27 protein-coding genes, 1 tRNA gene and 1 pseudogene are annotated in these 24459 nt (G+C 73.8%); 17 read left to right on the forward strand and 12 right to left on the reverse strand.

Translation table 11 applies throughout. From position 1 onward, the window contains the following. The first annotated feature begins 81 nt into the window (after positions 1–81). Positions 82–303: a hypothetical protein gene (locus ACGFIA_RS26595; protein WP_357480469.1), complete on the forward strand. Its 222-nt coding sequence runs from the start codon at positions 82–84 to the stop codon at positions 301–303. Here ACGFIA_RS26595 and ACGFIA_RS26600 read toward each other — a convergent pair. Continuing rightward, entirely contained in the window at positions 278–991 is a 714-nt protein-coding gene (locus ACGFIA_RS26600) for a phosphodiesterase (protein ID WP_357480466.1), read from the reverse strand. The two genes, ACGFIA_RS26595 and ACGFIA_RS26600, sit on opposite strands and share 26 nt — an antisense overlap. 85 nt (positions 992–1076) lie before the next feature. On the opposite strand from ACGFIA_RS26600, the gene ACGFIA_RS26605 reads away from it, so the two are divergent. The 6 genes from ACGFIA_RS26605 to ACGFIA_RS26630 all read left to right on the forward strand — a co-directional run bounded on the left by ACGFIA_RS26605 (position 1077) and on the right by ACGFIA_RS26630 (position 7919). Next, complete coding sequence (locus ACGFIA_RS26605) at positions 1077–2366, forward strand: pitrilysin family protein (protein WP_357480463.1); 1290 nt, start codon at positions 1077–1079, stop codon at positions 2364–2366. Next, positions 2366–3709: a pitrilysin family protein gene (locus tag ACGFIA_RS26610; RefSeq protein ID WP_357480460.1), complete on the forward strand. Its 1344-nt coding sequence runs from the start codon at positions 2366–2368 to the stop codon at positions 3707–3709. The genes ACGFIA_RS26605 and ACGFIA_RS26610 overlap by 1 nt, the downstream gene beginning before the upstream one ends. 97 nt (positions 3710–3806) lie before the next feature. Beyond that, positions 3807–4829 (forward strand): aspartate-semialdehyde dehydrogenase, encoded by a 1023-nt coding sequence (locus tag ACGFIA_RS26615; protein ID WP_357480457.1) that lies wholly within the window; start codon positions 3807–3809, stop codon positions 4827–4829. A gap of 81 nt (positions 4830–4910) precedes the next feature. Further along, the gene (locus ACGFIA_RS26620) at positions 4911–5327 is read left to right on the forward strand and encodes a CBS domain-containing protein (RefSeq protein ID WP_357480454.1); all 417 of its coding nucleotides are present in this window, start codon (positions 4911–4913) and stop codon (positions 5325–5327) included. A 160-nt stretch (positions 5328–5487) separates the two neighbouring features. Continuing rightward, positions 5488–5859: an SCP2 sterol-binding domain-containing protein gene (locus tag ACGFIA_RS26625; RefSeq protein ID WP_357473331.1), complete on the forward strand. Its 372-nt coding sequence runs from the start codon at positions 5488–5490 to the stop codon at positions 5857–5859. After that, positions 5859–7919: a glycogen debranching N-terminal domain-containing protein gene (locus tag ACGFIA_RS26630; RefSeq protein ID WP_357480451.1), complete on the forward strand. Its 2061-nt coding sequence runs from the start codon at positions 5859–5861 to the stop codon at positions 7917–7919. Before ACGFIA_RS26625 ends, ACGFIA_RS26630 begins: the two co-directional genes overlap by 1 nt. Positions 7920–7966: 47 nt before the next feature. Here ACGFIA_RS26630 and ACGFIA_RS26635 read toward each other — a convergent pair whose 3' ends face one another. Continuing rightward, positions 7967–8356, reverse strand: coding sequence for a VOC family protein (locus ACGFIA_RS26635; RefSeq protein WP_357386232.1), 390 nt, complete (start codon positions 8354–8356; stop codon positions 7967–7969). Between the two features lie 77 nt (positions 8357–8433). Between ACGFIA_RS26635 and ACGFIA_RS26640 the strand changes: the two genes are divergently transcribed. Continuing rightward, positions 8434–9186, forward strand: a complete 753-nt coding sequence (locus ACGFIA_RS26640; protein ID WP_357480448.1) for a lysophospholipid acyltransferase family protein — start codon at positions 8434–8436, stop codon at positions 9184–9186. A gap of 40 nt (positions 9187–9226) precedes the next feature. Here ACGFIA_RS26640 and ACGFIA_RS26645 read toward each other — a convergent pair whose 3' ends face one another. The 4 genes from ACGFIA_RS26645 to ACGFIA_RS26660 all read right to left on the reverse strand — a co-directional run bounded on the left by ACGFIA_RS26645 (position 9227) and on the right by ACGFIA_RS26660 (position 13092). After that, positions 9227–9970, reverse strand: a complete 744-nt coding sequence (locus ACGFIA_RS26645; protein ID WP_357386236.1) for a hypothetical protein — start codon at positions 9968–9970, stop codon at positions 9227–9229. Between the two features lie 74 nt (positions 9971–10044). After that, on the reverse strand, positions 10045–10761 hold the full coding sequence (locus ACGFIA_RS26650; protein ID WP_357386238.1) for a response regulator transcription factor: 717 nt from the start codon (positions 10759–10761) through the stop codon (positions 10045–10047). After that, the gene (locus tag ACGFIA_RS26655; protein ID WP_357386374.1) at positions 10731–11876 is read right to left on the reverse strand and encodes a hypothetical protein; all 1146 of its coding nucleotides are present in this window, start codon (positions 11874–11876) and stop codon (positions 10731–10733) included. Before ACGFIA_RS26655 ends, ACGFIA_RS26650 begins: the two co-directional genes overlap by 31 nt. 40 nt (positions 11877–11916) lie before the next feature. Then, positions 11917–13092 (reverse strand): ATP-binding protein, encoded by a 1176-nt coding sequence (locus tag ACGFIA_RS26660; protein WP_357386240.1) that lies wholly within the window; start codon positions 13090–13092, stop codon positions 11917–11919. A 257-nt stretch (positions 13093–13349) separates the two neighbouring features. On the opposite strand from ACGFIA_RS26660, the gene ACGFIA_RS26665 reads away from it, so the two are divergent. The 3 genes from ACGFIA_RS26665 to ACGFIA_RS26675 all read left to right on the forward strand — a co-directional run bounded on the left by ACGFIA_RS26665 (position 13350) and on the right by ACGFIA_RS26675 (position 15148). Beyond that, positions 13350–13790 (forward strand): hypothetical protein, encoded by a 441-nt coding sequence (locus ACGFIA_RS26665; RefSeq protein WP_357480442.1) that lies wholly within the window; start codon positions 13350–13352, stop codon positions 13788–13790. Then, on the forward strand, positions 13787–14188 hold the full coding sequence (locus ACGFIA_RS26670; protein ID WP_357480439.1) for a pyridoxamine 5'-phosphate oxidase family protein: 402 nt from the start codon (positions 13787–13789) through the stop codon (positions 14186–14188). Before ACGFIA_RS26665 ends, ACGFIA_RS26670 begins: the two co-directional genes overlap by 4 nt. Positions 14189–14296: 108 nt before the next feature. Beyond that, positions 14297–15148 carry an aminopeptidase gene (locus tag ACGFIA_RS26675; RefSeq protein WP_357386246.1) on the forward strand — a complete coding sequence of 284 codons (852 nt, stop codon included), beginning with the start codon at positions 14297–14299 and terminating at the stop codon, positions 15146–15148. Between the two features lie 28 nt (positions 15149–15176). Here the strand turns inward: ACGFIA_RS26675 and ACGFIA_RS26680 are convergent, their stop codons facing one another. Beyond that, positions 15177–15536, reverse strand: coding sequence for a MerR family transcriptional regulator (locus tag ACGFIA_RS26680; RefSeq protein ID WP_357386248.1), 360 nt, complete (start codon positions 15534–15536; stop codon positions 15177–15179). A 74-nt stretch (positions 15537–15610) separates the two neighbouring features. Here ACGFIA_RS26680 and ACGFIA_RS26685 point away from each other — a divergent pair, with 74 nt between their 5' ends. Then, on the forward strand, positions 15611–16339 hold the full coding sequence (locus tag ACGFIA_RS26685) for an SDR family oxidoreductase (protein WP_357386250.1): 729 nt from the start codon (positions 15611–15613) through the stop codon (positions 16337–16339). A gap of 31 nt (positions 16340–16370) precedes the next feature. On the opposite strand, the gene ACGFIA_RS26690 is transcribed toward ACGFIA_RS26685, so the two are convergent. Next, positions 16371–16868 carry a hypothetical protein gene (locus ACGFIA_RS26690; protein ID WP_357386252.1) on the reverse strand — a complete coding sequence of 166 codons (498 nt, stop codon included), beginning with the start codon at positions 16866–16868 and terminating at the stop codon, positions 16371–16373. Positions 16869–17040: 172 nt separating this feature from the next. Here ACGFIA_RS26690 and ACGFIA_RS26695 point away from each other — a divergent pair, with 172 nt between their 5' ends. Then, on the forward strand, positions 17041–17463 hold the full coding sequence (locus ACGFIA_RS26695; protein ID WP_357386253.1) for an Imm10 family immunity protein: 423 nt from the start codon (positions 17041–17043) through the stop codon (positions 17461–17463). Positions 17464–17549: 86 nt separating this feature from the next. On the opposite strand, the gene ACGFIA_RS26700 is transcribed toward ACGFIA_RS26695, so the two are convergent. Further along, positions 17550–17622, reverse strand: a tRNA-Arg gene (locus ACGFIA_RS26700). Positions 17623–17793: 171 nt separating this feature from the next. On the opposite strand from ACGFIA_RS26700, the gene ACGFIA_RS26705 reads away from it, so the two are divergent. After that, positions 17794–18528, forward strand: a complete 735-nt coding sequence (locus ACGFIA_RS26705) for a hypothetical protein (RefSeq protein WP_357386255.1) — start codon at positions 17794–17796, stop codon at positions 18526–18528. Positions 18529–18592: 64 nt separating this feature from the next. Here ACGFIA_RS26705 and ACGFIA_RS26710 read toward each other — a convergent pair whose 3' ends face one another. Both ACGFIA_RS26710 and ACGFIA_RS26715 read right to left on the reverse strand, forming a co-directional pair. Continuing rightward, on the reverse strand, positions 18593–19609 hold the full coding sequence (locus ACGFIA_RS26710; protein WP_357386257.1) for an alpha/beta hydrolase: 1017 nt from the start codon (positions 19607–19609) through the stop codon (positions 18593–18595). Between the two features lie 157 nt (positions 19610–19766). Next, positions 19767–20177, reverse strand: a complete 411-nt coding sequence (locus ACGFIA_RS26715) for an HPF/RaiA family ribosome-associated protein (protein WP_357386259.1) — start codon at positions 20175–20177, stop codon at positions 19767–19769. A gap of 285 nt (positions 20178–20462) precedes the next feature. Here ACGFIA_RS26715 and ssb point away from each other — a divergent pair, with 285 nt between their 5' ends. The 3 genes and pseudogenes from ssb to ACGFIA_RS26730 form a co-directional block, all read left to right on the forward strand. Further along, positions 20463–21317: a single-stranded DNA-binding protein gene (gene ssb, locus ACGFIA_RS26720; RefSeq protein WP_357500630.1), complete on the forward strand. Its 855-nt coding sequence runs from the start codon at positions 20463–20465 to the stop codon at positions 21315–21317. Between the two features lie 87 nt (positions 21318–21404). Then, positions 21405–22430, forward strand: a complete 1026-nt coding sequence (locus tag ACGFIA_RS26725) for a cobalamin biosynthesis protein (protein WP_393262696.1) — start codon at positions 21405–21407, stop codon at positions 22428–22430. Beyond that, a pseudogene (locus ACGFIA_RS26730) lies at positions 22427–24098 on the forward strand (cobyric acid synthase); the annotation flags it as partial. The gene ACGFIA_RS26725 and the pseudogene ACGFIA_RS26730, both read left to right, overlap by 4 nt. Here the strand turns inward: ACGFIA_RS26730 and ACGFIA_RS26735 are convergent. Beyond that, positions 23997–24398, reverse strand: a complete 402-nt coding sequence (locus ACGFIA_RS26735) for a rhodanese-like domain-containing protein (protein WP_357386378.1) — start codon at positions 24396–24398, stop codon at positions 23997–23999. The pseudogene ACGFIA_RS26730 and the gene ACGFIA_RS26735 sit on opposite strands and share 102 nt — an antisense overlap. Between the last annotated feature and the right edge of the window lie 61 nt (positions 24399–24459).

Consider the following 24459-nt stretch of genomic DNA (forward strand, 5'->3'; position numbering starts at 1 on the left):
GTCACGTCGGCCAGCCTACCCGACGCGCGCCGGAAAGCCCGCTGTCGTTCCGAAGTGCGGAACGCGGGGTATGAGAGCGCCATGACCACGAGCCACGACCCGAGTGATCAGGAACGAATCGAATCCCGAGCGCATCTGTTGCCGGAGGAGGCGGCGGCGGGCAGCGACGACGCCGAGGCGCAGGCCGACGCGATCCTCGCCGAGTCCGACACCCGCGAGGCGGACCAGAACGCCGCCCCCGACACGGTGCTGGAGCACCGCACCTCCGAGCAGACCGTCACCCCCATCGAGCCGCCCGACTGAGCCCCGCACCCCGGGCCCGGCGGGACCCCCGGTAGCTGTCGTCCCGCAGCCGGGCCAGCGGGCCGGTCAGTCGCAACCCCGGCGGTACGTTGCCGACCGGATCGAACGCGAGCGCGGCGTCCTCGGCGGCGCCGCGCTCGTCGTCGAGGCGTACCTCGCCGAACGGCCGCCAGCGGCCCACCGCCGAGGCCACCGCGAGCACCAGCCGGGCCTCGCCGCCCGCCACCACCGCGCCCGCCCCGGCCAGGCCACGGCCCAGGTCCGGTGAATCCGGGTCGGCCAGCACGGCCAGGAACAGCCGCCGCCCGCCGGCCCGGAACGGCATGATCGACGTGTACGTCCCGGTGAGGCGCCGCCGGGGCAGCGGCAGGTTCCGCAGCACCGGTGCGGCGCAGCTGGAACTCCACAGCAGGTCCACCGGCGGCTCGGGGTCGCGGTGCAGCCGTACCGCCACGCCCAGCACGTCCGGCCAGGCGCCCGGCGTCGGCACGCCCTTGGAGAGGCGGATCGTGGCCGGCCACCGGCCGGGTGAGTCGAGCAGCGGCACCCCGGTCGGCGGTCCCGGCGTACCCCAGATCCGGGCCTCGCCGCCGAACGTGCGCCCGGCCGGGTGCAGCAGCCGGGCGTGCCGGAGCCGGGCCAGCGCGGCGGCGGCGCGCTCGACGGCGGAAGACGTGGTGGTGGCCATGCCCGCACGGGTACCCCGGCGCGCACCGACGATGCTCCGGCGTGCGTGTCACCTTTCCGCCTCCGAGATCGGATAGCGTCGTCTCATGCCCGACAGCGGTTTCCCCTGGCCGATCGAGACGACCCGACTGGACAACGGCCTGCGCGTGGTGGTGAGCGAGGACCGCACCGCCCCGGCCGTGGCGGTCAACCTCTGGTACGACGTGGGCTCCCGCCACGAGCCGGCGGGACAGACCGGCTTCGCCCACCTCTTCGAGCACCTCATGTTCGAGGGCTCGGTGAACGTGGCGAAGACCGAGCACATGAAGCTGATCCAGGGCGCGGGCGGCTCGCTCAACGCGACCACCAACCCGGACCGGACCAACTACTTCGAGACGGTCCCGGCCGAGCACCTGGAGCTGGCGCTCTGGCTGGAGGCCGACCGGATGGGCGGGCTGGTGCCGGCGCTGACCCAGGAGACGCTGGACAACCAGCGCGACGTGGTCAAGAACGAGCGCCGGCAGCGCTACGAGAACGTGCCGTACGGCGACGCCTGGCTGCGCCTGCTGCCGCTGCTCTACCCGCCCGGCCACCCGTACCACCACGCCACGATCGGGTCGATGGCCGACCTGAACGCCGCCGACCTGGCCACCTTCCAGGAGTTCCACAGCACCTACTACGCGCCGAACAACGCGGTCCTCACGGTGGCCGGCGACACCACGGCGGCGGAGGTGTTCGCGCTCGCCGACAAGTACTTCGGCGGCCTGGCCGCGCGCGCCGACATCCCGGCCGCGCCGGACGGCCGTACCGTGCCGGCCACCGGCCGTCCCGCAGTGGAGACGGTCACCGCCGACGTGCCCGCCCCCCGCGTCTACCTCGCGCACCGCACCCACCCGTTCGGCACACCGGGGTACGACGTGACGACGGTGCTGGCCACAGTGCTCGGCAGCGGCCGGGGCAGCCGCCTCTACCAGCGGCTGGCCGACGGTGAGCGGATCGCCCAGCCGGACCTGGTCGGCGCGTACGGGGTGGATCTGGCGCACGCGCCCGCCCCGCTGATCGCCACCGCCACGGCCCGCCCCGGGGTGAGCGCGCAGCGGCTGCGCGACGGGCTGGCCGAGGTGGTCGACGAGCTGGCCACGGTGCCGGTGACCGCCGCCGAGCTGGACCGGGCCAAGGCGCTGCTGAGCACCATGTGGTGGCGGCAGATGGCCACTGTGGACGGGCGGGCGGACACGCTCGGCCGCTACGCCACCCAGTTCGGCGACCCGGCCCGCGCCGCCGACCGGCTGCCGGCCTGGCTCGCGGTGACCGCGGAGCAGATCGCCGAGCAGGCCGCCGAGCTGCTCGGCGCCGACGACCGGGTGATCCTGACCTACCTGCCCGAGGAGAAGTGATGTCGCTGATCACCACCCGTCCCGGCCCCGGCGCCGCCCGCGCCTACCGGTTCCCGCAGGTGGTCCGGCGGACGGTGGCCGGCGGCCAGGTGGTCGCCGCGCACCTGCCCGGGCAGAACCTCGCCGTCGCGCTGCTGCTGCTCGACGGCGGCGCGGGCCGGGAGCCGGTCGGCAAGGAGGGCCTCGGCGCGGTGCTGGCCAAGGCGCTGGAGGAGGGCACCGCGCAGCGGGACGCCACCGCGTACGCGCTGGCCATCGAGGCGCTCGGCACCGAGCTGGCGACCGGGCTCGACTGGGACTCGTTCCAGGTGAGCGTGCAGGTGCCGGTGGACCGGCTGAGCGCCGCCGTGGAGCTGCTGGCCGAGGCGGTCCGTACGCCCCGGCTCGACCCGGCCGACGTGCGGCGCGTACGCGACGACGAGGCGACCGCGCTGCGGATGGACTGGGCCAACCCCGGCCCGCGCGCCGACGCGGTGCTGCGCGCCGAGCTGTTCGGCGCGCAGCACCGGTGGGGCCGCCCGCTCTACGGCGACCCGGACAGCGTGGCCGCGCTGGAGGTGGACGACGTGACCGTCTTCCACTCGGAGTGGTTCATCCGCCCCGGCACGCTCGTCGTCGCCGGTGACCTGGAGCGGATCGACCTGGACGCGCTCGCCGCGACGGCGTTCGCCGGCACCGGCGGGGGACCTGTGGAACGCGGCGCCCCGATCGAGGTGCCGACGGCCGGGCAGCGGCGGATCATCCTGGTCGACCGGCCCGGCTCGGTGCAGTCCACTCTGCGCCTCGGCCACCCGTCCCCGCACCGGGCCCACCCGGACCACGTGCCGATGACGCTCGCCGGCACCGTGCTCGGCGGCGCGTTCACCTCCCGGCTCAACCACCTGATCCGTGAGGTACGCGGCTACACGTACGGGATCCGGGGCGACTTCGCCTCGTCCCGGCGGTTCGGCCGGTTCGCGGTCAGCTCCGGCGTGCAGACCGGGGTGACCGCGCCGGCGCTTGTCGAGTCGGTGGGCGAGATCTCGCGTACCCAGCTCACCGGCGTCACCGAGGACGAACTGGAGGTGGCGCGCTCCTGGCGGGCCGGGCAGCTCTCGGTCGAGTTGCAGAGCCCGCGGGCGATCGCCTCGGCCCTGACCACGCTCGTCGTGCACGACCTGCCGGACGACTACCACGCGCGGCTGCGGGAGCAACTGCTCGCCGCGACAGTCGAGGAGGTCTCCGCCGCTGCGTCGACGTACCTGCACCCCGAGTCGCTGACCATGGTGGTCGAGGGGGACGCGGCGGTCATCCGGGACGAGCTGGTCGCCAGCGGTCTCGGCGAGGTGGTCGACCACACCTGACCGGACGGGGCGGCGGGCCTGTGATTCCCGTCGCCCCCCATCCGCGCGGTGGGAAACGTTTCCCACCCGCGCCGCCCGGCTGGGTAGCCTCGCGGGCATGAGGATCGGCATTGTGGGAGCCACCGGCCAGGTCGGTGGCGTCATGCGGCAGGTGCTGGCGGAGCGCGAGTTCCCGGCGGAGCAGGTGCGCCTGTTCGCCTCGGCCCGGTCGGCCGGGCGCACGCTGCCCTGGCGCGACGGCGAGGTCACGGTCGAGGACGCGGCCACCGCGGACTACCGCGGGCTGGACATCGTGCTCTTCTCGGCGGGCAAGGGCACCGCGAAGGAGCTGGCTCCCCGGGTCGCCGAGGCCGGCGCCGTGGTGATCGACAACTCCTCGGCGTTCCGGATGGACCCGCGGGTGCCGCTGGTGGTGGCCGAGGTCAACCCGCACGCGATCGCGGACCGCCCGAAGGGCATCGTGGCCAACCCGAACTGCACCACGATGGCCGCCATGCCGGTGCTGCGCCCGCTGCACGACGAGGCCGGACTGGTCAGCCTCGTCATCTCCACCTACCAGGCGGTCTCCGGCGCCGGCCTGGCCGGCGTGGCGGAACTGGACGAGCAGGTCCGCAAGGTGGCCGAGGGCGCCACCGGGCTCGCCTTCGACGGCGGGGCGGTCGAGTTCCCGGCGGCGCGCTCGTTCGCCCGCCCGATCGCCTTCAACGTGCTCCCGCTCGCCGGCTCGATCGTCGACGACGGCTCCGACGAGACCGACGAGGAGCAGAAGCTGCGCAACGAGAGCCGCAAGATCCTGGAGATCCCCGGGCTGAAGGTCTCCGGCACGTGCGTGCGGGTGCCGGTCTTCACCGGCCACTCGTTGCAGATCAACGCCCGGTTCGCGCGGCCGATCGCCCCGGCCCGTGCCCGTGAGCTGCTCGACGGCGCACCCGGCGTGGCGCTGCGCGACGTGCCGACGCCGCTGGAGGCGGCCGGCCAGGACCCGACGTTCGTCGGGCGGATCCGGGCCGACGAGACCGTCGAGCACGGGCTCTCGCTGTTCTGCGCCAACGACAACCTGCGCAAGGGCGCGGCGCTCAACGCCGTGCAGCTCGCCGAGCTGGTCGCCGCCGAACGCTGACGCCGCCGTCGTGCGCTCCTCCGCGTTACCCCGGCTCGGCCGGCGGGTAGACCGCCGTGCCGACACCGAGAGGGGAGCACCATGACAACGGTCGGAGAGTTCATGACGACCCGGTTGGTGACGATGGACGGCAACGACACGCTCATCGCCGCGGCGCAGGAGATGCGGGACAGCGCCATCGGCGACGTGGTGGTGACCGACGGTGACAACGTGGTCGGCATCGTGACGGACCGGGACATCACGGTACGCGGCGTGGCGGAGGACATGGATCCCACCTCCACCCGGCTCAACCAGATCACCAGCCGGGACGTGGTGACCGTGAGCCAGAACGACGACGTCGTGGCCGCCGCCGACCTGATGCGCACGTACGCGGTCCGCCGGCTCCCGGTGGTCGACGACGGCCGTCTGGTCGGCCTGATCTCCATGGGTGACCTGGCGGTGGAACGGGAACCCCAGTCGGTGCTCGCGGACATCAGCGCCGACGACCCCAACAACTGACCTGTCCGCCGCGATGACGCCGGTCCCCGGTTCGGGGGCCGGCGTCGCTTGTCCGCGCCGTGCGCCGGGCTCACCCGGTTCGGGCGAGGTTGACCCCGGGCCGGGTGGGGACACGGAGCCTCGGACAGGTGGACCGCGGATCGCGGGAGGAGTCACCCGGATGGTGGACATGACCACGAGATTCTTCGAGGACCTGGATCGGCGCGGGTTCGAGCCGCTGCTGGCCAAGACATCCGGGACGCTCCGCTTCGACCTGCACGAGGGCCCGCACACCACGCACTGGCTGCTGGAGATCGACCACGGGAACCTGCGGGTCCGGCAGGAGGACGGCGAGGCCGACACTGTCGTCGGCACCGATCCGCGCCTGTTCGCCGAGATGGTCGGCGGCGAGGAGAACCCCATCGCGGCGCTGCTGCGCGGCGACATGACAGTCGTCGGGGACCTGCGGCTCGTGTTGCAGGTCGAGCGGGTCTTCCCCGGCCCGCCGGCCTCCCGGGGACCGCACCACACGTTCGCCGGGAGGGCCGCCTGATGCCCGGCGGGAACACCGTCCGGATCCTGGACGGCAACACGTTCGTGGTGAGCCAGGACACCGGCGACATCGAGGCCACACCGAGCGAGCCGACCGGCCTGTTCTCGCTCGACACGCGGTACCTGTCGAAGTGGGTGCTCACCGTCAACGGCGAGCGGCTCAACGCGTTGTCCTACGACGACCTGCAGTACTACGAGGCCCGGTTCTTCCTGGTGCCCGGCGTGGCCACGCACTACATCGACGCGAAGCTGTCGGTCATCCGGGAGCGGGCGGTCGGCGGCAGCTTCCGCGAGACGCTGACCATCCTCAACCACGACGAGAAAGCGGTCGACCTGGAGATCCGGATGGACGCCGGGGCCGACTTCGCCGACCTGTTCCAGGTCAAGGACGAGATCCTCAACAAGAAGGGCGAACACTACGCCGAGGCCGATCCGGACCGGCTGCGCCTGGGCTACCGGCGCGGCAACTTCCGGCGCGAGACGTTCGTCTCGGCCAACCGGCCGGCCCGCTACGACCAGCGCGGCTTCGCCTGGAGCATCCGGTTGGAGCCCAACGAACAGTGGGACGCCGTCATCGACGTGCAGACGTTCGCGATCGGCCCCGGCGGCCGGGACCTGCGGATGGGACTGCGCGCGCACGGCACCGAGCGGCTCGCGCTCCAGCACGACCTGGAGGAGTGGATCAGCCGGGCCCCGAAGCTGAACAGCGAGCACGAGGAACTCGCCGCCACGTACCGGCGGAGCCTTGTCGACCTCGCCGCGTTGCGCTTCTCGCCGCTGTCGCTCGGCGGGCAGACGCTGCCCGCCGCCGGCCTGCCCTGGTTCATGACCATGTTCGGCCGGGACAGCATCCTCACCTGCCTCCAGGTGCTGCCGTTCGCGCCGGAGATGTCGAAGACCACGCTGCGCATCCTCGGCGCGCTCCAGGGCACCCGGTTCGACGACTTCCGGGACGAGGACCCGGGCCGGATCCTGCACGAGATGCGGTACGGCGAGACCGCCGCGTTCGAGGAGCAGCCGCACTCGCCGTACTACGGCTCGGTGGACGCGACGCCGCTGTTCGTGGTGCTGCTCGACGAGTACGAGCGGTGGAGCGGCGACGGCGCCCTGGTCAAGGAGCTGGAACGGGAGTGCCGGGCCGCGCTGAAGTGGATCGACGACTACGCCGACCTGCTCGGCAACGGCTACATCTGGTACGAGCGGCGCAACACCGACACCGGCCTGGAGAACCAGTGCTGGAAGGACTCGTGGGACTCCATCTCGTACGCCGACGGCACGCTGCCGCCGTTCCCCCGCGCCACCTGTGAGGTGCAGGGGTACGCGTACGACGCGAAGACCCGGGCCGCCCGGCTGGCCCGGCTGTTCTGGGACGACCCCGCGTACGCCGATCAACTGGAACGCGAGGCGGCGGAGCTGAAGCGGCGCTTCAACGACGACTGGTGGGTCGCCGACCAGGGCTTCTACGCGCTCGCGCTGGACCCGGACGGCCGCCAGTGCGACGTGCTCAGCTCCAACATCGGCCACCTGCTGTGGAGCGGGATCGTGGACGAGGAGCGGGCGCCGAGGATCGCGGAGCATCTGCTCAGCCCCCGGCTCTGGTCCGGCTGGGGGGTGCGGACGCTGGCCGAGGGCGAGGTCCGCTACAACCCGATCGGCTACCACAACGGCACGATCTGGCCGTTCGACAACTCGTTCACCGCGTGGGGCCTGCGCCGGTACGGCTTCGCCGAGGAGGCCGCCACCGTGGCGAACGGCATCCTCGACGCGGCCACCTACTTCGACGGCCGGCTGCCGGAGGCGTTCGGCGGCTACCAGCGCGAGCTGACGAAGTTCCCGGTGGAGTACCCGACCGCGTGCAGCCCGCAGGCCTGGTCCACCGGTGCGCCGCTGCTGCTGTTGCGGACCATGCTGGGGCTGGAGCCGCACGAGGGGCACCTGGTGGTGGACCCGCGGCTGCCGGTGGGCATGGGGCGGATCGAGGTGCTTGACATCCCGGGCCGCTGGGGCCGGGTGGACGCGTTCGCCAGGGGCCGGCTCGACCTTGACGAACCGGCCGGCTGAGCCGGCTCAGCCGCCGGGCGGCGGCTCGGTAACCGGCCGGCGGTGGCTCAGTGGCCCGGCGGCGGCGCGGTGTGCGCCTCGTTCGGCGGCAGCAGGCAGAACTCGTTGCCCTCCGGGTCGGCCAGCACGGTCCAGCGCGGCAGCTCGCGCACGACTGTCGCGCCCGCCTCCAGCACCGCGGCCCGCTCCTCGGCGTCGCCGACCAGGTCGAGGTGGATCCGGCCGGGCGCCGGCAGCACGTCGGCCGGGCTGATCCACAGGTCCGGACGCCGGCCGTGCGGATCACGCAGCAGCACCGCCTCGGTCGGCGCGAGCGTGCCCTCGGTGAGCTTCACCCGATCCTCCTCGACCAGCGGCAGCCCGGTGACCGCACTCCAGAACGGGGCGAGCAGGTAGGGGTCGCGGCAGTGGATGACGATCGCGGCGAGGTCGGGCATGCCTCGAACCTAGTCGCCGGCGACGGCGGTCAGATCGGCCCTACGGTCGCGTAACCTACTCGGGGTAAAGTTTCGGCATGTCGGAACTCGTGTACCCCCCTGTGATCACCGCCGCCAAGACGATGTTCCGGCTGCTCGACCTGCGTCTGGACGTGTCCGGCAGCGAGCACGTGCCGGCCACCGGCGGCGCCGTCCTCGCGTCCAACCACGTGAGCTACCTCGACTTCATCTTCTGCGGCTACGGCGCCCACCCGGCGAAGCGGCTGGTCCGGTTCATGGCCAAGGACAGCGTCTTCCGGCACAGCGTCTCCGGTCCGCTGATGCGCGGCATGAAGCACATCCCGGTCAACCGCGCGGCCGGCGCCGGCTCGTACTCCACGGCTGTCGCCGCGCTGCGCCGGGGCGAGGTGGTGGGCGTCTTCCCGGAGGCGACGATCAGCCGCTCCTTCACCGTCAAGGACCTGAAGAACGGCGCGGCCCGGATGTCGCAGGAGGCCGGCGTGCCGCTGCTGCCGGTGGCGCTCTGGGGCACGCAGCGGCTGTGGACCAAGGGCCGCCCGCGTACGCTGACCCGCCGGCACACGCCGATCACCATCATCGTCGGCGAGCCGATGGACCCGGCCGCCTACCCGGACGCCACAGTCATGACCGCCGACCTGCGTACCCGTCTGTCGGCGCTCGTGGACCGGGCCCAGCGGGAGTACCCGGACAAGCCGTCCGGCCCGGACGACGCCTGGTGGCAGCCGGCCCACCTGGGCGGCGGCGCGCCGACCCCGGAGGAGGCGGTCGAGCTGGACCGGTCCGAGCGCCGCACCCGCAGCGCCTCCTGACCGCGCCCGCGCCCGGCGACCCGCCCGCGACGGGGGAGCGTCAGCAGGCGGAGCCGGGCCGGTCGTGCGCCGGGAAGCCGGACCACGACCACCGCGACGTCTCGGCCTCCGGCGAACGGTAGTAGTCGTCGCGGGACAGGAACTCCACCGGCAGCGAGCCCGGCAGCGTCACGGTGCCGAGCGTCGGGCCGGGGGAGGCGGCCACCCGGACGGCGAGCGCGTCCCGTTCCGGCCGGGACAGGTCGACCAGGTCGGCGTTCGCCAGCCGGAAACCGGCCACCGCGCGGCGCACCTGCCGGGCCAGCGCGGCCACCGTCCCGACCGGGCCGGTCAGCGCAAGCGCGGGCTGCCTGATGGTACGCAGCGCGTCGCAGACGACGCGCAGCTCACCGCTGCCGTCGCCGATCTCGGCCAGGTCCAGCCGGGACGGCCACTGCCAGCGGATCTGCGCGCTGACCAGGCGGGACAGCCGGCCCGGGCGCCGGTGCCGGGCGTCCGTCCGGCCGTCCCGCCCGGAGACCAGTGACAGCTCGGAGCCGGTGCAGACGTACGCGATCCGGCGGTCGGTCACGGTGACCGTCGCCGGGGTGGGCAGCGACCAGCAGCGGACGTCCTCGCTCGGGCCGAGCAGATGACCGGCGACGCGCAGGCGATGCTGGCCGAGCAGGCGTTCGCCCGGCTCGGGCACCAGCTCGTAGCGCCGGTCGAGCACGGGACGGGTGGGGTCGTCGTCGGCGTCGAACCGGTGTGGCCCGACGAAGAAGGGTGTGGCGTCCTCCGGCACGGTACGACCTCCCGATGACGGTTGGCGGTATCGGAGAGCCTGCCGGATTCCCGAGGTGACTGTCATGACGCCTGTTAGGGGGTCGGCCGGTCGGCCGACGCCTGCGACCGGTAGATGCCGATATCTTCCGGTCGGACGAGTCCGTCCTCGATCGCCCGGGCGAGCAGCGCCGACTTCGTGGCGGCCGGACGACCCGCTCGGGTGTACTTGATCCGCGCCCGGTCGACGTACTGCTTCACGGTGTGCTCACTGATCTGCATCCGGCGGGCCACCGACGCCTTCGACATCGACTGGAACCACAGCAGCAGCGCCTCCCGCTCCTTGTCCGACAGGGACGGACGGTCCGGCCGGGCGTCACCGACCATCGCGCCGGCCAGCGCCGGCGGCACGTACGGCCGGTCGCTCGCCGCCGCCAGCACAGTGGCCACACAGTGCTCCCGCCCCTCGTGCTTGGCCAGGAACGCGACCGCACCGGCATCGAGCGCGGCGAGCATGGTCTGCGGGTCGCTGTGCTCGGAGTAGACCACCACCCGGCGCCCGGCCGCGCTCAGCTCGGCCAGCTTGTCCAGCACCATCCGGCCGTGCAGGCGCAGGTCGAGCAGCACCACCTCGGCGTCCGGCGCGGCGCGCAGCACCTCGTCCGGGTCGTCGCCGGTGGCGAGCACCCGCAGCCGTGGTTCGCCGGACAGCCAGGCGCGCACCCCGTCGATCACCACCGGGTGGTCGTCCACGATCGCCACCCCGATCGGGGTGCCGGCGTTCACGTCCGCCGCCAGCGGGTCTGCGTCCATCTGATCTCCCCGTCGCGTTCGTGCAGGTGCTCCACCGGCCCGTAACCGCCGGCCGCCGGCTCGTCAGGGCCGTCGTGATCCGGTGTCACCAGGCTGACCACCACCTCGTCCGGGCCCGCGACCACAGTCAGCCGGGCCCAGCCCTCAGCCGCGGCGAGCGCCGCCGTGAGCGGGTCGGCCAGCCCGCGCCGGATCTCCACCGGCAGCTCCGGTGGCGTGCCGACCGACACCAGGTCGATCGGTAGTCCGTTGCGCTCGGCCAGGTCGGCCGCCGCGCGCAGTTCGTGCAGCAACGCGTCCGGCACGTCGTCCGACTCCGCGATCAGCCGGCGCAGCCGGGCCGCGGCCAGCACCGCGCGCCGCCGTACCGCCGGGTCGGCCGGGTCGGCCGCACCGGCCGCCAGCTCGGCCAGCACCTCCTCGGCGGTGCCGCTGACCAGGGCCAGGCGCGCCTGCCGTTCGGTGCGGGCATGCTCGGCCGCCTCCTGCTCCGCCGCCACGGCGAGCGTCGCCGCGGCGGTGGCCGCCCGCTCCCGGGCCTGCGCGGTGATCGCCGCCGCGCCGACGAAGACCGCCACCGGCAGGGTGGAGGTGCCGTAGACGTACATCGCGGTGCGGCTCAGGTCGGCCGGGGCGGTCGCCCCGTAGAACACCACAGCCGCCAGCGCGATCGCGCCGTGCGCGGTGAGCATGACCAGCAGCCAGCGCGCCGGCCGCTGCCAGATCGCCAGCAGGAAGAACCAGGCCAGGCCGCCCCACACCCAGTTGGCGGTGCTGAACAGGAACCGCTCGCCGGCCCCCGTGACCACCGCCGCGTCGACCACCAGCAGCACCGCGGCCAGCGGCCCGGCCGGCGGCAGTCCGCCGCGCAGCAGCCGTACCCCCGCGCCGACGCCGACCAGCGCGGTCACCAGCCAGCCCGCCGCCACCACGGCCGGGGCCGCCATGCCCTGCCCGGCCCGCGACACGGCCGGCAACGCGACCCCCAGATGCCAGGCCGCCGCGATGACGATCACCGCGATCCGCGCGCCCTGGTCGGACGCGTGGGCCACCGCGTGCGCCTCGGGCGGGGCCGTCGGCGCTCCGGATCGCGCCGCCGCACGAGGCCGGGGCAGCGGCCGCAGCGCGGGGCCGGCCGTCGCCGCCGTGCCCGACTCAGTCGCCACCGGACCACTCCAGCCGGATACGGGTGCCGGCGCCAGGGGCGGAAGTCACCACCGCCCGACCGCCCACAGTGCTCATCCGCCCGTGGATCGACTCGCGCAGCCCGTACCTGTGGGCCGGGACCGTCGCCGGGTCGAAGCCGGGACCGTCGTCGGCCACCTCGACCACGACGGTGTCACCCTCGCGGGCCAGGCGCAGCGCCGCCGCCGCGCCCGGCGCGTGCCGCGCCACGTTCGCCAGCGCGGCGGCGGCGCTGTCGGCGAGCGCCGTGACGACCTCCGCCGGCAGCCGGCACGGTTCCAACGTCGCGGTCACCGCCGGGCCGGGCGCACCGGCGAGCAACTCGCGCAGCCGTTCGTCCAGGTCGGCCTCGGCGGGTGCGCTCGCGGTCCGCGCCCCCGCCAGGGCGGTGAGGGTACGCAGGTCGTGCACGCACCGGTCGCGCAACGTCGCCGAGTCGGGCACCGCGCCGAGGCCGACCATGGTGAGCGTGCCCAGGACCGTGTCGTGCAGGTCGCGGTTGTGCCGCCGTTCGGCCTCGCGGGCGGCGCGCGCCACCACCGCCTCGCGGGACAGCCGCTGGTAGTCGGCGAACGCGGCGTCGGCGCGGGCGATCCGGCGGCGCATCACCGCTGTCATCACCGCCGTGCTGCCGGTCTGCACCAGCAGTGTCGCGACGTGCGCCCGCGCCTCGGCCGGGTTGCCGGCCAGCGTGGTGCCGGTGCCGTACGCGGCGGCGACCAGCAGGCCGGCCGGCACGGACCAGCGGGCCGGCGCGGTGGCCTGCGCGTTGATGATCGTCGAGCTGGCCAGCACCGCGATCCAGCTCGCCTCGCCCGGCAGCACCTCCGGCGCGACGAGCCACGGCACGGCGAGCGCGGCGGCGGTGGTCAGCGCCACGTCACCGGCGACCAGCGGGCCGTCGATGCCGTGCCGGAACGCCCGCCACGCGTACCAGACCGACCAGGCGGTGAGCACGACGACCGCGGGGATCAACAGCGCGACCCGCACCGGCGGCGTACGCACCGACAGCGCGACCACCGCGCCGACCAGGCCGCAGGTGAGCCGCAGCAGCGCCGGCAGGGTGGTGAAGATCAGGCTGAACGCGTCACCCGCCGGGCGGGCCAGCGGGGGCCGTGGCAGCGGCATGGCGGCAGCGACCGGCATCGGGGGGATGTCCTTCCGGCAGCGACCCGGCCGGGTCCGCGCGGGCTTAGATCGACGCCGGAGAATAACACGGTTTGTCGCAACTGGTCACCCTTGGTGGTTGACGAGTTTCGCTCCGCCGTAAAGTAGCCGCCCTCCGGCCCGGCGTTCAGCGGCGCGGATCCCGGGTGCGCTGTGCCGACATCGGTCGATGGCCGGCGAGAAGGGGAGGCCGGGTATCCGGTTAACGCTTGTCCGGGCCTCCTATCCTGCCGATCATGGCGTATCAGCAGCCCCCGGTCCCGCCCAAGAAGTCCAAGCGAACCCTGTTCATCGTCCTGGGCGTGGTGCTCGCGCTCTGCTGCTCCGGCGGCGTGTTCGGCGGATTCCTCCTGTTCCGCGTGGTGAAGGACGCCACCGGGCCGGCCCGATCCGCTGCGGAGACGTTCGCCGAGGCGATCGTCGACCGCGACTATCCGGCCGCGTACCGGCAGCTCTGCACCCGGGTACGCGAGCGGTTCAGCGAGGAGGAGTTCGCCCAGCAGCGGGCCTCGCAGCCGGAGTTCACCGGCTACGCCATCACCGGCATCAACGTGTCGAACAACAACGGTCTGGTGAGCGGGTCGACGACCATCCGCTTCACGCCGGAGGTCGGCAACAAGGTGACCCAGGAGTTCCCCATGGTCAAGGAGGACGGGGAGTGGCGGATCTGCGAGTGAGCCGGGCTGAGCTCGCGGCGGACGTCGCGGACCGGCTCGCCCGCGAGCGCAACGTCTGGCTCTGCACGCTGCGCCCGGACGGCTCCCCGCACGTCACTCCGGTGTGGTTCGTCCACACCGACGGCGTCTGGTGGATCGCCTGCGAGGGACGCAGCGTCAAGGCGCGCAACGTGACCGCCGACCCCCGCGTCTCGCTCGCCCTGGAGGACGGCGTCCACCCGGTCGTCGCCGAGGGCGAGGCCCGCGTGCACCATGCCGCCTTCCCGCCCGCGATCGTCGCGGCGTTCGCCGAGAAGTACGCGGGATGGGACATCCGGCAGCCGGTCACCACGGACGGGGACCGGGTGCTGCTGGAGGTGCCCGTCCGGCGGTGGCTGCTCGCCGGAACGGCACGCTAGTCCCGCTCGTCGACCGCCACCGCTCGGCGGCGTACGCGATCATGCCCAAGACCACCGACGAAAACGGCGGGTCCTCGCGGCCCGGATTCCTGTGCCACTCTCTCCGCCATGCGCTTGTCGTCGGGCCTGCGAGTCGCCGCGGTCGTCGCCGGTCTGCTGTCGGTCGGAGCCGCGCTGCTCGCCATGCGGGAGGCTTCGCTTCTGTGGGCGGTGGTCACGCTGGCGGCGCTGTGCGGCCACGCCCTCACGGCCTCCGGCACCCGCCGGGCGCGGTGGGGCGCCGCCGCCGGTGCCGGGCTGTTCGCCCTGGTGGCGGCCGCGAACATGCACCGGCACCGGGAGCAGGCGGCGGACGCGGGCGAGCCGCTACGGGGCCAGGCGGCGGCGCGGGCGTACCTGCTGGAGAGCTGGCAGGACGGCCTCGACCGGCAGCGGCTGACCGCGTGGGGCCTGGCTCTCGGCGTACTCCTGCTGGGTGTCGCCGTGTCGGCGGCTCCGGCGCGCGGCGGGCGGCGCGGTGTGGTGACGACGGTCCTGGCGGTGGTCGTGGTCGTCTGGTGCGTGGTGAGCGTGGCGCTGACACCCGGCGAACCGCCGCTGCCCGACCTGTTCGTGGCGGTGTGGCCGGCGTTGCTCGCCGTGCTCGTGACCGCCGGGGTGCTGGCGTCGTCCGGACGGCGGAGCGACCGGCGCGGGCTCCTCCCGGCGGGAATGGCCCTGCTGTCGGTGGTCGCGGTGTGGACCTGCGCGGATCTCGCCTCCACATGGGCGAGCTGGTGGACGTTCGTCGAGCCCGCGAAGGGCGCCTTCCTGCAACCCGGCGTCATGGTGAGCGTGGACGCTCCGGCGGCAGGCGCCCTTGAGGTGTCCTCGGCGGTGGAGATGGCTGTCGCGCTCGGCGGCGTGGGGCTGGCGGTCGTCGGCGCGCTGCGCGCCCGCCGGGAGGCCGAGGACCGCTGAGCACCCTGCCGGGTCCGGCGGGCCGCGCCTACGGGTGCGTGTCGGTGATCGCGATGACCTCGTCGAGGCGGTCCAGCGCGGCCCGGAGGTCGTCGACCTTGGCCTGGATACGCTCGCGCTCGGCGCGCAGCATGGCCCGCTGCCCGGGATCGGTGTGCCCGGAGTCCCAGCACGGCAGGAGTTCGGCGATCCTGCGGCTGGTCAGGCCGGCCGCGTACATCTGCTGGATGAAGCGCACCAGCGTGACCGTGTCCGGCCGGTAGAGGCGCTGGCCGGACGCGCTGCGCCGGGGGAGGAGAAGGCCCTGCTGCTCGTAGTAGCGCACGGCACGCACCGAGACACCGGCGTCGCGCGCCACCTCCCCGATGCGGATCAGCGGCTCGGTCACGGTGACCCCTCTCACCCCGGTGTCGGCGATCAACACTTGCCTCTGACGTCAACGTCAGGTTTTAGCGTACCGGCATGGACATCAACGAATCGGTAGCCCTCGTCACCGGAGCCAACCGCGGCCTGGGCCGCGCCTTCGCCCAGCGCCTGCTCGAACGCGGTGCCCGCAAGGTCTACGCGACCGCCCGCCGCCCCGAGACCGTCGACCTGCCCGGCGTCGAGGTGCTTCCGCTGGACATCACCAGTGCCGCGTCGGTGCGAGCCGTCGCCGCTGCCGCGCCGGATGTCACGCTGCTCGTCAACAACGCCGGGATCCAGACCGGAACCGACCTGGTGACCGGCTCGCTGGACGGGGTACGGCACGAGGTGGAGACCAACGTGCTCGGGCATCTGACGATGATCAGGGCGTTCGCACCGGCGCTCGCCCGGCACGGCGGCGGTGCGATCGTGAACGTGCTCTCCGCCATGTCGTGGTTCGGGACCAGGGGCGCCGGCGCCTACCACCTGACCAAGGCCGCCGCGTGGGCCATGACGAACGGCGTACGCCTGGAACTCGCCGACCAGGGCACGCTCGTGACGGCGGTGCACCTCGGCCTGGCCGACACCGACATGTCGGCGGGCTGGCCCGTCGACAAGATCGCGCCGTCCGAGCTGGCCGACGCGGCGCTCGACGGTGTCGAGGCGGGTTCCGCCGAGGTGCTGGCCGACCAGTGGAGTCGCGACGTCAAGTCCCGGCTGACGCTGAAGCCGGAGGAGTTCAACGCCGCGATGGACCGGGCCTTGGCGGCGCTGACGGCTGCCTGAGCGGGCTTCGGCCATCCAGTCGCGCTGACGATCACGGCTCGGCGACGTTCGACCGCCGGGCCCTGATCGTCACCCACGCCATGGTCACGAGGAGCACCACGGACACCACAGCCGCCCCGGCCACCAGCGGGTTGACGAACCCCGGCACCAACTCCGGCCCACACGTGGTGTCATGCAGTGGCCAGATGGACGACGACCCACCCGCTCGCTCCGGGTCGTACGGCATGTCGCCACGCATCGCGATCCGGCACCTGTCGTCGGGGTCGGTCGGCAAGCCGGACGCCATTCGGCTCAGCCCGTAACCGTATGTGGCAAGTGCCGTCAGCACCGGCCCGGCGATCAGCAACCAGCGGACACGTCTCTGTCGTCTGGCCGGGTCGGGTGTGCTCATTCGTCTTCGCGCGTTCACCAGGACGAGCAGACCCCACAGGGGCAGCGTCGCAGCGCCGACCGCGAGCAACGGCCACGCCAGCGTTAGCAGCACCAGGACGACGTAGGCCGACATCAACGCGAACCGGGTGAACTCCATGGCGGCCACAACCTACTAGCTGTCGCTCGCGATCTGGTGCCTGTGCCCGTACCGATGGCTGTACCGCACCTGTCTTGACCGAAGGCGGGACGCCACCATTCGTACGGAGGTTGCACGGCTCCTGACCGATGAGCAAGATCAGCGGCAGGACAGCCGACCGAAGGATGACGCGATGGGCACCTCACACGGATTCGCACCGTCGACCCTGCGCGACGTGGGTGAGGAAGACGATGGCGTCTACGTCATCGCGGTGGGCGACACCGGTGAACCAGAGTCCTGGCAACTGGCCCTGATGGAGTGCGACGAGGATGCCCTGGAAGACCCGCAGGAAATCGCCTTGGGCTTTGACACGTACTGCCTGGTGGTCGATCCGGGGCAGGCTACCCACTACGGCGGAGTCGTCGAATGTGAGGTGACCGGGACGCGGCTGAGGCTCAAGCTCACGAGCGAGGCGGCCCAGGCACTCGCGTTGCCGACCGATGCCACCTTCGGCCTGCACCTGACCGCTGATCAGGTTTCGATGCTCAAGCGTGGCCTGACCCGGGTTCTCACATCCGGCCGCAGCGACGCTCGACCCACGCTGCTGCTCAACTAGCTAGCTGCCCACCACCCGCGAACCGGAACCGTTCGGCGACTCCGTCTCAACCGGTGGCGTCAGCCGCCGACCTGCGGTGGTGGGGGTGCGCCCGGCAGGATTCGAACCTGCGGCCTTGGGATTAGAAGTCCCCTGCTCTATCCGCTGAGCTACGGGCGCGCGCCGACGATCGTCGCGCCAAGAGGGTACCGCCGCTCCCCACGTGTCCGGGGGTACGGGTCGGCGCGTCCGTTTCCGTCCCTCAGCGTCCCATGCCGGGGCCCGGACCGGCACCACAGTTCCGGCGGGTCCGGCGCGGGCCGGGCGGGCCGCGATCCGTACCCTCGTCGGATGCTGCTCGACCAGGAAACCGAGAACGAGATCGTCTTCGAGCTGTGCCAGCTCCTCGGGCGGGCCATTCTGCCCCTCACCGGCTCGGACGCGCCGGGAGCGCCGGCGGGCGTCGCCGGCACCGCCTTCTTCTACAGCGAGCTGGTCGGCGCCACCGACGACGGCGAGATCGCGCACGAGTGGCTGCTCACCGCCGACGCGCTGACCGGCCGGGCGTACGGCGAGATCGGGTTGCGGCCTAGCGTCACCGACCCGGCCGAGGGGGCGGACGAGCCGATCGACCTGCCCGGTTTCGCCGACCACTGGCTGCACCTGCCCGAACTGGGGATCGCCGCGATGCCGACCGGCGGCCTGCACGGCTACGCCGACGATCGGGGCTGGTGCTGGCGTACCCAGCAGGTCACCGAGGCGGTGGCCGCGCCGCCCGGCTCGGTCGCGCGGATCGGCGCGGCGCCCGCGTCGGCGTTCGTGCTGGCGCTCGGTGTCGGCGACGGCGGGTCGCGGCCGTTGGAGGCGGTGGTCGAGCGGGTCGCCCGGGACGGCGGCGAGGTGCGGGTCACGACGGAGCTGCCCGCAGGTTATGTGGGCGCGCCGGTGTTCGCGGTCGAGGCCGGGCCGGACGGCGGGCCCGTGCTGCGCTGCCTGGGCGTGGTGCTGCCGCCGCGCGCGGGCGGGCACCCGGTCGCGACGTTCGACCGGATCCGCGCCGCGCTCGCGGCGGTCGTCGCCGACTGAAGTGGCCGTCCGGCGGCGGGACGGCCGACCGAACCCGACGTCCCGGCGGTGGGACGGACCGGCCTCAGCCCTCGGCGTTCGCGTCGGCCGGCCTGCGCGGGGCGGGCGGCGTCGTCGGCTCCGGCTCGGTCGGCCCGGCGCGGAGGAAGCCCTCCGCCCACCGTCCGACCTCCGCGAAGACCTTCTCGCGTACGCCGGGACTGGACAGCGTGAGGTCGTGCAGCCCGCCGTCGAAACGGGCGAGCGTGACGTGCCGCCCGAGGCGGGGCGCCCAGCGCACCATGTGCTCGACGTCGAGCACCGCGTCGGCACCGGTGGCGCTGTCGTGCCACTTGGCGCCCCGGAAACTGCGCGTGGAACAGGCGAGCAGCACCGGCACCGGGATGTCCAGCCCGGCCCGCAGGCGGCGCTGACCGGCACGGATCGCGTTGATCCAGCCGGCCCGCACCGGGAATCCGGCGAGCGGCTTCCAGGCCAGGTCGTACCGCCACTCGCCCCGGTGGTCGGCGTGCAGGCTCTCGCCGTACACCGTGCCCAGGCCGAACGGCAGCACACGCCGCGGCGCCCGGCGGCCCAGGCGGGAGACGGCGGCCGCGAGGGGGCGGCGGACCATCCAGGGCGCGTTGATGTCGAAGAAGGGGCTGTTGAGCACGATCCCGTCGACCAGGCCCGCGTCGCGGCGGTCGTGCGCCCAGAGCGAGATGATCAGACCGCCGGTCGAGTGGCCCATGGCGAGCAGGGTGTCGTGGCCCTCCTCGGCGCGGATGATCTCCGCGGCGGCGTCCAGCTCGGGGAAGTAGTCGCTCAGGTCGCGGCAGAAGTTCGGGGTCTGGTGCGGGAGCAGGCTGCGGCCGTACTTGCGCAGGTCGAGCGCGTAGAAGTCCCAGCCGCGCTCGGCGAAGAAGTCGGCCACGTGGGTCTGGAAGAAGTAGTCGACGAAGCCGTGCACGTAGAGCACGGCGCGGCCGGTCGGGCGGTCGGTCCGCCGCCGCACGAGGGTCGCGACCACCGGCCCCTCGTCGTCGGTGCCCAGCTCGATCGTCCGCCGCTCGTAGGGGGCGCCCAGCACGTCCGGTTCCACGACCGCGACGGTACGCCGCCGCGCTACCCGGCGGTAGGGGTGGTGAAAGGAGGGGGCCCTTGTTAACGCCTCCGGTAGAGGAAGGGCCCCCTGTTAACAACGCCTCGGCGCAGGACGGCCCGCCCGCCGGCACCGGGCGGGCGGGCCGTGCCGGAATTCATGCGGTCTCGGCGTCCTCGCGCTCGGCGTCCAGCAACGGGGTTCCCTCGGGCTGGTCGACGGCGCGCAGGTGCTTGTTGTGGCGCGGCTCCTGCCGGGTCTTCGCGTCGTTGAGCTTGCGGCGCAGGTCGTCCCGGACGTCGTTGAGCGCGGCGTGCAGATCCTCCTCGGTCGAGGTGGTGACGATCTTCTGCCGCCCGGCGATCCAGCACTCCAGGGTCACCTTCTGGCCCCGGGCCTCGCGATCCTTGACGGACACCTCCAGCTCGGTGGCGTCGGCGTGGAAGCCGGCGAGCCGGGCGTCCAGGGTCCCGAACTGCTCGGCGATCCAGTTGCGGTCGCCCTGGGAGAACCCGGCGCCGACCCGCAGGCACTCGGCCACGGTCGCGGGGTTCGCCACGGCGCTCATCGCGCTGCCTCGCGGACGTCTCGGAGAAGCATCGGAGCTCCCTTTCTCTCGGTTGATCACAGACATACCCAACCGGCCTGATTCCGGAACGCCTGCCTGCCGGCTCCTCTCGATCATGCATCGCCGCAGGTCAGGCCCGTAGGGCCGGTCGGCCTAGCAGATCGGGACCTTGATCAGGTGGTTGTCCACAGGGCCGCCCGTCATCCACAGGTCCGGGCCGGCGGATGGTCCGGGCGGGGCATCCGGCCGACGCTCACCGGGACAAGCCGATCCCTGGGAGGGGCGATGTTCGATACGTACGTGACGATCGTCGGCAACGTGCTCACCGCGCCGGAGTGGCGCCGTACCACGCAGAGCGGAACGCTGGTGGCCAACTTCAAGGTCGCCTCGACCGCCCGCCGGCTCGACCGCGACAGCGGCCGCTGGGTCGACGGCAACAGCCTTCGGGTACGCGTCAACTGCTGGCGCCGCCTCGCCGAGGGAGTGGCCGCCTCGGTGGCGGTGGGTGATCCGGTGATCGTCGCCGGCCGCCTCTACACCCGGGACTGGACCGACGAGTCCGGCACCCACCGCACGCTCTACGAGCTGGAGGCGGTCGCGGTCGGGCACGACCTGTCCCGCGGCCGGGCCCGCTTCCTGCGCAACCAGCCCCGCGCCGCCACCAGCACCGTCGAGGACGCCGAGGCCGAGCAGCGGGTGCACGGCGAGGCGACCGAGCCGGTGCCGGCAGCGCAGGCCCCCGCCACGTTCGACGACCGGCCCTTCGACGACGACTTCCCGCCGCCGGAGTACGGGGGCGGCCGGACCGGGCCGGCCGATGCGGTCGAGCGGGTGGGCGAGCCCGACCCGTTCGACGTCGGCCCCGGCCTGCCGGGCGCCGCCGCCCTCGGTGCCCGGCCGCGCGCGCAGGGCACCGGCTTCGACCCGGGGGCGGGCGACCCGGTCGCGGAGGAGGACGAGCTGGGCGACGTGGCGGACGACGGTCCGGTCACGGTCGAGGACGACGAGCTGGGCGCTGTCACACCGCTGGAGATCGACGCGCCGGGTGGTTCCGGACCGGATGGGGCCGAGCCGACCGGTGCCGGCGGCGGGAGCGCTCCGGGGCGTCGCGGGCGGCGGCGTACCCCGGTGCCCGCCTGACCCTCCGTCCGACGGGGGCGCGGGGTGGTGACAGCGGCGTCACCACCCCGCGGTACGACTAGGCTGGCCGGCCGGAGGTGGTGACGGGTGCGGCAGGCGACCGCCATGGCGAACGCGACCGGGCTGGTGGCGGGCTACGCGCTCGACGCCCTGCTCGGTGACCCCCGACGGTGGCATCCGGTGGCCGGCTTCGGCCGCGCGGCCGGCACGCTGGAGCGGCAGCTCTACCGCCCCGACCGGGCGGCCGGCGCCGCGTTCACCGCGCTGGCGGTCGGCGGGCCGGTCCTGCTCGGCGCCGCCGCCGCGCTGGCGACCCGGCGCCATCCGATCGCGCGGGCCGCGCTGGTGGCCGCCGGCACCTGGACGGTGCTCGGCGGGCGCACGCTGCGGCACGAGTCCCGGGTGATGGCGCGGGCGCTGGGCCGGGCCGACCTGCCCGCCGCCCGGGCGCGTCTGGGCAACCTCTGCGGGCGTGACCCGTCCACCCTCGACGAGCCCGAGCTCGCCCGCGCCACCGTCGAGTCGGTCGCCGAGAACACCTCGGACGCCGTTGTCGCCCCGCTGGTCTGGGGCGCGGTCGCGGGCCTGCCCGGCCTGCTCGGCTACCGGGCGGCGAACACGCTCGACGCGATGGTCGGGCACCGCTCGCCCCGGTACGCCCGCTTCGGCACGCCCGCGGCCCGGCTGGACGACGCGCTGAACCTGGTGCCGTCCCGGCTGACCGGGTTGCTCACGGTGGCCGTCGCGCCGGTGGCGAACGGGAACCTCGCCACCGCCTGGCACGTGTGGCGGCGGGACCGGGCCGACCACCCGAGCCCGAACGCCGGCCAGTGCGAGGCGGCCATGGCGGGCGCGCTCGGCGTACGGCTCGGCGGACGCAACGTCTACTTCGGCCGCGCCGAGACCCGCCCGTTCCTCGGTGACGGGCCACGCCCCGACGCGCGGCACCTGAAGCGGGCCGCCCGCATCTCCGGCGCGGTGGGTGCGGCCGCGCTCGGCCTGGCCGCGCTCTACCCGGTGACAGTCGGCCGGGTGGCCGGGGCCGCCGGGCGGGCCGCGCTCGGCGCCGTCACCCGAGCGGCCCGTGGCTCAGGCCGGGGGAGCGCGCGGTGAGCGGCGGGCTGCTTGTCGCCGGCACCACCTCCGACGCCGGCAAGAGCGTGCTCACCGCCGGCATCTGCCGCTGGCTGCGCCGCCGGGGTGTCCGGGTCGCCCCGTTCAAGGCGCAGAACATGTCGAACAACTCCGCGGTGGTGGTCGGCCCGGACGGCCGCGGCGGGGAACTGGGCCGGGCCCAGGCGATGCAGGCCGCAGCCTGCGGGCTCGACGCCGATCTGCGCTTCAACCCGGTGCTGCTCAAGCCGGGCAGCGACCACGCCAGCCAGGTGGTGCTGCTCGGCGAGGCGGTCGGCACGGTCACCGCCGGCAACTACCAGGAGGTACGGGCCCGGCTGGCCACCACCGCGTACGCGGCGCTGGCCGAGCTGCGGGCCGAGTACGACGTGGTGATCTGCGAGGGCGCGGGCAGCCCCGCCGAGATCAACCTGCGCGACGGCGACTACGTCAACATGGGGCTGGCGCGGCAGGCCGGGCTGCCCGCGATCGTGGTCGGCGACATCGACCGGGGCGGGGTGTTCGCCTCGATGTTCGGCACCGTCGCGTTGCTCGACGCGGCCGACCAGGCGCTGGTGGCCGGGTTCGTGGTGAACAAGTTCCGCGGCGACCGTGGTCTGCTCCAGCCGGGGCTGGACATGCTGCGCCGGGTCACCGGCCGCCCGGCGTACGGGGTGGTGCCCTGGGCACTCGACCTGTGGCTGGACGCGGAGGACTCGCTCGCGTACGGGCGCGTGCTCGGCCGCCCGCCCGCGCCCCGGGGCACCGACTGGCTCGACGTCGCCGTGGTGCGGCTACCCCGGATCAGCAACGCCACCGACGTCGAGGCCCTCGCCACGGAGCCTGGTGTGCGGGTACGCCTCACCGTCGAACCGGCCGAACTGGCCGCCGCCGACCTGGTGGTGCTCCCCGGCACCAAGTCGACTGTCGCCGACCTGGAGTGGCTGCGGGAGACCGGCCTGGCCGACGCGGTGCTGACGCACGCCGCCGCCGGACGGCCGCTGCTCGGCATCTGCGGCGGCTTCCAGATGCTGGGCCGGGCGATCCACGACCCGGTGGAGAGCCGCCGGGGCAGCGTGCCCGGCCTCGGGCTGCTGCCCGTCGAGATCACCTTCGAGCCGCGCAAGACGGTACGCCGGGCCGAGGGCACCGCCTCCGGAGACGTGCCGGTGCACGGCTACGAGATCCACCACGGCCGTGTCTCGGCCGCCGACCCGGGCCTGGCGCCGCTGCTGCGCTACGCCGACGGCACCGGCGAGGGCGCCCGCCTCGGCACCGTGTACGGCACGCACTGGCACGGCGCCTTCTCGTCGGACGCGTTCCGCCGCCGGTTCCTCACCGAGGTCGCGGAGGCGGCCGGACGGACCGGGTTCAAGGTCGCGCCGGACACGTCCTTCGCGGCGGCCCGGGAGCGGACGCTCGATCTGCTCGGCGATCTGGTCGAGGAACACCTCGACACGGACGCGCTGTGGCGGCTGATCGAGTCCGGGCCACCGCCCGGGCTGCCGTTCGTGCCACCCGGCGCGCCACCGGCGTAGAGCGTCGGAGGGCGGCCGCCGCGACGGCTCAGTAGCGCACGTCGGCCGGGCGGTCGGACATCGGCAGCCCGGCCTCCCGCCAGCCCCGCACCCCGCCGACCATGTCGGTGGCCTGCCGCAGACCCAGCGTCTGGAGGCTGGCGGCGGCCAGGCTGGAGCTGTAGCCCTCCCGGCACACCACGATGATCTCGCGGTCGTACCCGGTGGCCTCCGGGATGCGCCACGCGCTGGCCGGGTCGAGCCGCCACTCCAGCACCGTGCGGTCGATGACGATCGCGCCGGGCAGCTCACCCTCCTCGCGGCGCTGCGCCTCGGTACGCGTGTCGATAAGCAGCGCGCCGCCACGGACCGCCTCGACGGTCTCGTGCGGAGTGAGCCGGCGGAGACCGGCGCGGGCCTGTTCCAGAAGGGCGTCGACGCCCGGACACATCACGTCATGGAGCACCCCCCGATGATGCCCAGCGGCCCGCGCCGCCGCTCGGCGAAACGGT

Source organism: Micromonospora sp. NPDC049203, assembly GCF_043197215.1.
Classification (GTDB): Bacteria; Actinomycetota; Actinomycetes; order Mycobacteriales; family Micromonosporaceae; genus Micromonospora.